Source organism: Rufibacter ruber (assembly GCF_001647275.1).
GTDB classification, from domain to species: Bacteria; Bacteroidota; Bacteroidia; order Cytophagales; family Hymenobacteraceae; genus Nibribacter; species Nibribacter ruber_C.
The window spans coordinates 21,903-29,310 of record NZ_LRMM01000067.1; the positions used below are offsets into that span (position 1 = coordinate 21,903).

Below are 7,408 nucleotides of genomic sequence, written 5' to 3' on the forward strand. Positions count from 1 at the left end.
CCTAAAACCCAATCGCTTTCAACTGCAAGCCCGCCCTTTCGTCCAGCCCAAACAGCAAGTTCATGTTCTGCACGGCCTGGCCGCTGGCGCCTTTCAGCAGATTATCAATCAGGCTGGTGATGACCAATTGGTCATCGTGCTTCTCTATATATAAGAGGCACTTGTTGGTGTTGACTACCTGTTTCAGATCCGGGTTTTTATCAGTTACCAACGTGTACGGGTGGCCTTCATAGAACTGCCTGTACAACTGCTGGGCTTCTTCCAAGGTCAAGTCCGAACGTAGGTAGGTGGTGCATAGAATACCTCGGCTGAAGTTCCCGCGGTACGGCACGAACCGAATGGCGGTGTCTAAGTTGCTTTGCAGCGATTGCAGGCTCTCAGTGATTTCCAGCAAATGCTGGTGCCCGAACACTTTGTAGCTGGAGATATTGTTGTTGCGCCAGCTGAAGTGCGAGGTCTCGGCTAATTTCTGTCCTGCCCCAGTGGAGCCGGTAATGCCGCTTACGTGTACTTCTTCTGGCAAAGAGCCGTTCTGTGCCAAGGGAAGCAAGGCCAACTGAATGGCCGTGGCAAAACAACCCGGGTTGGCTACGTTAGCGGCAGTTTTGATTTGCTCGCGGTTTAGTTCTGGCAGACCATATACAAATTGGCGATTGCCCAAAGAAGATTTCTCTTTTAAGCGAAAATCCTGGCTCAGGTCAATAATCTTTACCTCGTCAGGAATAGGATTGGCGTCTAGGAATTTCTTCGCATCGCCGTGGCCTACACAGAGGAAAAGTACGTCTACCGCGGTTCCCAGCTCGTTGGTGAATACCAACTCCGTGTCGCCGATTAGATCTGTGTGGGTGTCGGTCACGGGTTTTCCGGCCTGGCTATTGCTGTGTACGAAGTTGATTTCTACGTTTGGGTGGTGTACCAGTAAGCGCAACAGTTCACCACCGGTGTAGCCCGCTCCGCCTACAATGCCCACTTTTATAAGACTATTTTGCATCGTCCTCGCCGTTGATTAAGCGGTACATCATGGTCTGGTTCCCGAAAATCTTGGAGAAGCCTTTCACGTCTTCGCCCGTCCAGGCGTTGTTCATCTCGCCGTACGATCCGAATTTAGACGACATCAAATCATGCTCCGACTCAATGCCTTCTATCTGGAAACGGTAAGGCGCCAGCCACACGTGTACTTTTCCGGTCACGGTTTTCTGCGTGTCGGTCAGGAACGTCTCGATGTTGCGCATAGTAGGGTCCAGAAACTGGCCTTCGTGCATCCAGTTGCCATACCAGGTTGCCAGGCTGTCTTTCCAGTACAGCTGCCATTTGGTGAGCGTATGCTTCTCCAGGGCATGGTGCGCTTTGATGATCACCATCGGCGCCGCCGCCTCAAAGCCAACTCTTCCTTTGATACCAATAATAGTATCGCCCACGTGAATGTCACGGCCAATCGCAAAACCACCGGCAATATCCTGCAGCTTCTGGATCACATGCACCGGGTTGTCGAATAGCTCCTCGTTTAAACCAACCGGCTCACCGTTTTTGAAGTGCAGCGTAATGCGTTCTGGTGTTTCTTTAGTAAGCTGAGTAGGGTAAGCAGATTCTGGCAGCGCTTGATGCGAAGTCAATGTCTCCTTGCCACCCACCGAGGTGCCCCAGATGCCTTTGTTGATAGAATATTGCGCCTTCTGGAAATCCATCTCCACGCCTCGCTCTTTCAAATAGGCAATCTCTTCCTCTCTGGACAGTTTAAGGTCACGGATAGGCGTAATCACCTGCACGTTCGGCACCAAAATATTGAATACCATGTCGAAACGCACTTGGTCGTTGCCAGCGCCGGTGCTACCGTGGGCCACGGCTTCAGCACCAATCTGCTGCGCGTACTTGGCAATGGCCACGGCTTGGGAGATACGCTCGGCGCTCACCGATAGCGGATAGGTGTTATTTTTCAACACATTCCCAAAAATCAGGTACTTCAGGCAGGTCTGGTAGTAGTTGTCGGTTTCGTCTAAGGTTACGTGCTGTTTCACGCCCAAATTCTCAGCCCTTCGGGCGATTTCCGCCAGTTCCTCTTCAGAGAAGCCGCCGGTATTCACAATGGCCGAATAGATTTCATAACCTTGTTCCAGCAGGTACTTCACACAGAAAGATGTGTCTAAGCCGCCACTGAACGCGAGAACTACTTTTTTCATGGGTAAATTTTAATGAGTGTTATTTTCTAGTTTTTTGTCCCCCTTTGAAGGGGTAGGGGGATGATGACTCGTGCTGATGAATGCATGCCCGAAAATCACTTTTTATTTTCTATAGCAGAAGTTCATGCTTTTACTAGCGCATTGTCATCCCCCTACCCCCTTCAAAGGGGGACGACCAGCAATGTTTTAAATAATTATTCTTCTGTCTTCGGCGGCACGTACAGCATGGCCGTGCAGAGACAGTTGCTGCGGTTCTTGGCCGTGAGAATATCAAAGTTCACGCAGCTGCGGCAGCCCTTCCAGAATTCCTCGTCGTTAGTAAGTTCTGAGTAGGTCACGGGGCGATAACCTAGGTCTGAGTTGATTTTCATCACCGCCAGCGCTGTGGTGAGCCCGAAAATTTTAGCGTGCGGGTATTTGGTGCGCGATAGTTCAAACACTTTCTGCTTGATACGTTTGGCCAGACCGCTCTTGCGCAGGTGCGGCGACACAATAAGACCCGAGTTGGCCACATACTCGCCATGACCCCAGGTTTCAATATAGCAGAAGCCAGACCAGTTGCCATCCTGGTCAAATGCGATGACCGCTTTGCCTTCCCGCATCTTCTGGGCCACGTACTCAGGTGAGCGCTTGGCTATACCAGTGCCGCGGGCCTTGGCCGAGGCTTCCATCTCATCGCAAATCTGCTGGGCATAGGGGGTGTGCTCCTCTGTGGCCACCACCACCTTGAATTCAGGTTGAACCTCCATGTGTACAGGGGCGATAGGCTGTAAGGGTACAGCCGTAGCGTTCATACGCATTCGTATATGAAATTGAAAAGTTGATGAAAAAGGAGAAAGTAAGTCTAAATCAGTAATAATACGGATTTAGGGAGCGTCCGGTGAGGGTTATGCGTGCTAACCCATGCCATCCGGTGGCCTAACGCCTAGGCCTGGTCAGGTAAATGGGTTCACAAAAAACTGTTCTGGGAAGAACAGAAAAAAGCGCACTCGCTTTTAACGAGCGTTTTACCGTTGTGAGCACAACTGATAAAAGCGACTTTTTATTCATTGAGGTAGAAAAATATCTAAACGGTGGTGAGACTTCTACTGTGAGTCTCTATGCAAAGGTTTCGTATAAAAAATGTAATAACCAACGGTTTGGTTCATTTTTTACAGATAATTAACGGGAGACACGGGTAAAATGAGCAGGAGGTTACTAAATGCTGTTTAAAATGAAGGAATGGTAAACAAGGGGTGTGTTTTGGTGCTGTTTTGGAAAAAGTAGGTCAATAACAGAAACTGCCCCTCTGAAAAAGCAACAGGCCCGTTTTGGGGCTGTTTTTTTGAAAACAGACCCAAAACAGAGCACCAGCCTTAGAGCAGGTTTCTATCTGTCTTTTGCGCCGCACAAGGCCTCAAAAGAACCTGCCCTGGCGGGTGCCTCGCCCCCACTATGCTGCTCAAAAAATGGGATAGAAGAACCGTTTGCTCCCCGTTTTCGCCTGCACAATCAAAAGGTAAACAAGCGCTTACCACCCCCCCAAAAAAAAGGACAGTCTCCTGAATACCAGAAAACTGGTTAATGCAGAAGGAGTAGTTGCGTTGTCTTTAGGCCTGCACTTTGGGGTGGTTCCTCCAGGAGGTGCTTTGACTTTTGGCTTACCGCGCCTCAAACTGAAGCTTCAGCAAATTGGTGTAGATGCCTTCCGGGTTGCTGGAAAGTTCTGCATGGGTGCCTTGTTCGGCAATCTGGCCGCGGTCAATCACCAGAATCTTGTCTACTTTTCTAATAGTGGCCAGGCGGTGGGCAATGATGATGGTGGTGCGGTCTTTCATGAGCTCATCCATGGCGTCCTGTACCAGTTTCTCAGACTCAGAGTCTAGGGAGCTGGTGGCCTCGTCCAGAATCAGGATGGCCGGGTTCTTCAGAATGGCGCGGGCAATGGCAATGCGCTGGCGTTGGCCACCAGACAATTTAATGCCGCGTTCGCCCACCACGGTGTCAAACGCCTCAGGGAACGACTGGATGAACTGCAGGGCATTGGCTTTCTGGGCGGCCATGAGAACCTCCTCTTCGGTGGCATCAGGTTTTCCGTAGGCAATGTTCTCTCTGATGGTTCCGCCAAACAGGAGTACCTCCTGCGGCACAATGCCCAAGTTGCTGCGCAGGTCATGCAGCGGCATGAAATTAATGTTCTGGCCATCTACAAAAATGCTGCCCTGGTCTACCTGGTAAAACTTCATGAGCAGCTGCACAATGGTTGATTTCCCGGCTCCGCTGGGTCCCACCAACGCTATTTTTTCGCCCGCCCTTATTTCAAAATGAATGTTTTGGAGCACCTGCAGGTCGAGACGGGTAGGGTAGGAGAAGCCTACGTTTTCATAGCGCACCTGGCCGTTGAACCGCACCGCATGTGCAGAGCTCAGCCCCAATTCCGTGTGCTCTACCGGCAAATCCAGAATCTCCAGAATGCGGTCAGAGGCACCCAATGAAACCTGAATCTTGGCGTACAAATCACCCAGACCGGCCACCGACGCGCCAATGAAAGTGGTGTATAGAATGAAGGAGGTCAATTCGCCAATGCTCAACTCGCCGCGCTGCACCAGGGTGGCGCCGTACCAGATCACCAGAATGATGCCGCCAAACAACCCAATAATAATAAAGGAGATGAAGGCGCCGCGGTAGAAAGAGGTGGTGATGGCCGTTTTCACGGTGCGGTTAAGGGCGGTGCGGTAGCGGTTGATCTCAAACAGCTCGTTGGTGAACGACTTCACCACCTGAATGGCCTGCAAAGTTTCCTCCACAATCACGTTGGTGATGGCCAGCTCGTCCTGGGTTTTTCTGGACAGCTTCTTCAGTTTCTTGCCGAAGATCATGGCCAGAATGATAAGCACCGGGAACGTGGCCAACATGAACAAGGAAAGCTTCACCGAGTAGAACATGATAAAGCCAATGCCCACCAGCAAAGTAGTCACCTGCCGGAAAAGTTCTGCCAGGGTGATGGAGAAGCTGTCCTGGATATAGCTCACATCTGAGGTGATGCGGCTGGTGATCTCGCCCACGCGGCGCTGCTCAAAGAAAGTGAGCGGCAACCCCATGAACTGCGAGTAAAGGTTTTTCCTGATGTCGGCAATGGCGTTTTCACTGACTTGGGCAAAGAAGTACACCCTGAAGAAGGAGAAAATGCCCTGCAGCACAATCACCCCAAACAGCAGCAGGGCAATAAGGTCCAGATCTTGGGTAAAGGCGCTTTCATTGCCCACGGCGGCATCAAGCAAGACACCCGTTACCGCCGGAAACGCCATAAACGTGAGGCTGGAGAAAAGCAGGAACGCCAAACCAATGATAAATTTCCCCCGGTACGGAAGCAGGAACCTGAACACTTGCAATCCCCGCCGAAGGCTGTCTTTGCTGATCCTCTTTTTGCCTTCGGTTGCCTCGTCTTCCGCCCCTGATCTGCGTTTTGCCATGTAATCGTAAATTAAACCTAGCGCCTGTGCTGTGTATGAATAGCCGTTTCTGGGCTGTTTTTCTGAAAATAAGCCAAAAACGGCGGCATGCCGTTGGCTTTCAACCTGCAAAGGTAGGCATTGCCCGTGACTTACCCAGCAACCCGGGCCGCAGAGATAGAGGGGGCAGAAGAGTTTTTTCTCCGGGAGAAAAGCAGCAGCCCCAGAAACATGAGCAATCCGTTCAGCAGCAGCAGTTCAAACCCGAACTGGTAGCCCCAGAACCATTCCTGTGAATGGGTGCTGAGTACGTACGTCAGCGCCGGCGAGGCTAACCCCAGCAAGGGAATAACCCTATCTTTCACGGTTCGGTTGGTGAACATGCCAAACGTGAACATGCCCAGTAGCGGACCATACGTGTAGCCCACCAGCGTAAACAGCAGCGCAATGATGCTGGCGTCATTGTACACCTTAAAGAAGAGAATCACCGCCAGCAGCAGCAATGAAAAGCCTACGTGCACCCAGTTCTTGTACTTGATCCGTTCGCCTCCGGCCGATGCTGGAAATTCAGGAAGTCAACGCAGAAGGCAGTGGTGAGCGAGGTGAGGGCAGAGTCAGCAGAGGCGTACGTGATGGCCGTAATGCCCAGAATAAAAGCCACGGCCACCACCGCAGACAGATGGTTCAAGGCCAGGAACGGGAAAACATCATCTGCCTTCTCGGGTAATGGTATTCCCTTGGCTGCGGCATAGAAGTAGAGCAGGCCCCCCAGGCAGAGGAACAGCAGGTTCACCACCACCAGAATCACCGTGAACCAGAACATGTTCTTCTGGGCTTCGGGCAGGTTGCGGCAGCTCAGGTTCTTCTGCATCATGTCCTGGTCCAGCCCCGTCATGGCAATGGTGATGAACGCACCCGCCAGCACCTGTTTCACAAAGAAGTTAGGCGCCTTGGCATCCCAGACAAAGAGATCAGCGTAACGGCTGCCGCCGATGGTGTGGACCAACCCCGAAAACGAAAGCTGCAGCTCCCCCGCCACCAGCCAGATGCTGGCCCCCAGGCACAGAAGCATGGCCAGTGTCTGCAGCGTATCGGTCCAGATGATGGTTTTCATGCCGCCCCTGAACGTGTAGACCCAGATAAAGCCAATGGTCAAGGCCACCGTGCCGGTAAACGGAATCCCCAGCGGCCCGAACACCGCCAACTGCAGCACGCCCGCCACCAGGTACAGCCTGAGCGCCGCGCTCAACGTGCGCGACAGCAGGAAAAAAGCACTCCCGGTCTTGTACGACCAGAAACCCAGCCGCTGCTCCAGATACGTGTAGATAGAAACCAGATGGAGCCGGTAATACAGCGGCAACAGCACCAGCCCTATCACCACATATCCCAGCACATAGCCCAGCACCATCTGCAGGTACGTGAAACCCGTCTTCTCCACCATGCCCGGGATAGACACAAACGTGATGCCCGAGAGGGTGGTGCCAATCATCCCAAACGCCACCACGTACCACGGCGAGGCCCGGTTGGCCAGGAAGAACCCGCTGGTAGATTCGCCTTTCTTGCTGGTGATCAGTGAAATGAACAGCAGCAGAAAGAAGTAAGCAATGATGATACTCAGTATGAAATAAGGAGACACTTCTGTGAATTAAGAATTAGGAATGCAGAATCAGGAATTGGAATTCGGCGAAAGCCGAAGACTAGTTGAACACCTGATGGAAAGGTGCAAAGATACCCTTCTGCTGCCAAAAGTTCTAAATGCGAACCGCCGTCTGTTTTTGGCCTGTTTTCTGAAAAACAGGC

General features: G+C 51.9%; 5 protein-coding genes and 1 pseudogene. All 6 read right to left on the reverse strand.

The genetic code is table 11. The features are described from left to right. Nucleotide 1: 1 nt before the first annotated feature. The 6 genes and pseudogenes from argC to A8O25_RS18745 all read right to left on the reverse strand — a co-directional run bounded on the left by argC (nucleotide 2) and on the right by A8O25_RS18745 (nucleotide 7,244). Nucleotides 2–991: an N-acetyl-gamma-glutamyl-phosphate reductase gene (gene argC / locus A8O25_RS18725; protein ID WP_066838227.1), complete on the reverse strand. Its 990-nt coding sequence runs from the start codon at nucleotides 989–991 to the stop codon at nucleotides 2–4. After that, nucleotides 981–2,177 (reverse strand): argininosuccinate synthase, encoded by a 1,197-nt coding sequence (gene argG, locus A8O25_RS18730; protein ID WP_066838231.1) that lies wholly within the window; start codon nucleotides 2,175–2,177, stop codon nucleotides 981–983. Before argG ends, argC begins: the two co-directional genes overlap by 11 nt. 197 nt (nucleotides 2,178–2,374) lie before the next feature. Next, nucleotides 2,375–2,926: pseudogene (locus A8O25_RS18735) on the reverse strand (GNAT family N-acetyltransferase); the annotation flags it as partial. An 891-nt stretch (nucleotides 2,927–3,817) separates the two neighbouring features. Next, the gene (locus A8O25_RS18740; RefSeq protein ID WP_066838232.1) at nucleotides 3,818–5,629 is read right to left on the reverse strand and encodes an ABC transporter ATP-binding protein; all 1,812 of its coding nucleotides are present in this window, start codon (nucleotides 5,627–5,629) and stop codon (nucleotides 3,818–3,820) included. A gap of 131 nt (nucleotides 5,630–5,760) precedes the next feature. Then, nucleotides 5,761–6,129, reverse strand: a complete 369-nt coding sequence (locus A8O25_RS24260; protein WP_338152763.1) for a hypothetical protein — start codon at nucleotides 6,127–6,129, stop codon at nucleotides 5,761–5,763. After that, a complete protein-coding gene (locus A8O25_RS18745) occupies nucleotides 6,120–7,244 on the reverse strand; it encodes a sodium:solute symporter (protein WP_338152764.1) in 1,125 nt (374 codons plus the stop codon). Before A8O25_RS18745 ends, A8O25_RS24260 begins: the two co-directional genes overlap by 10 nt. Nucleotides 7,245–7,408: the final 164 nt, after the last annotated feature.

What these genes read in the sequence shown, in the direction of transcription:
- argG (WP_066838231.1), bottom strand. Translation starts at nt 2,177, where the DNA reads ATGAAAAAAGTAGTTCTCGCGTTCAGTGGCGGCTTAGACACATCTTTC.
- argC (WP_066838227.1), bottom strand. Translation starts at nt 991, where the DNA reads ATGCAAAATAGTCTTATAAAAGTGGGCATTGTAGGCGGAGCGGGCTAC.
- A8O25_RS18740 (WP_066838232.1), bottom strand. Translation starts at nt 5,629, where the DNA reads ATGGCAAAACGCAGATCAGGGGCGGAAGACGAGGCAACCGAAGGCAAA.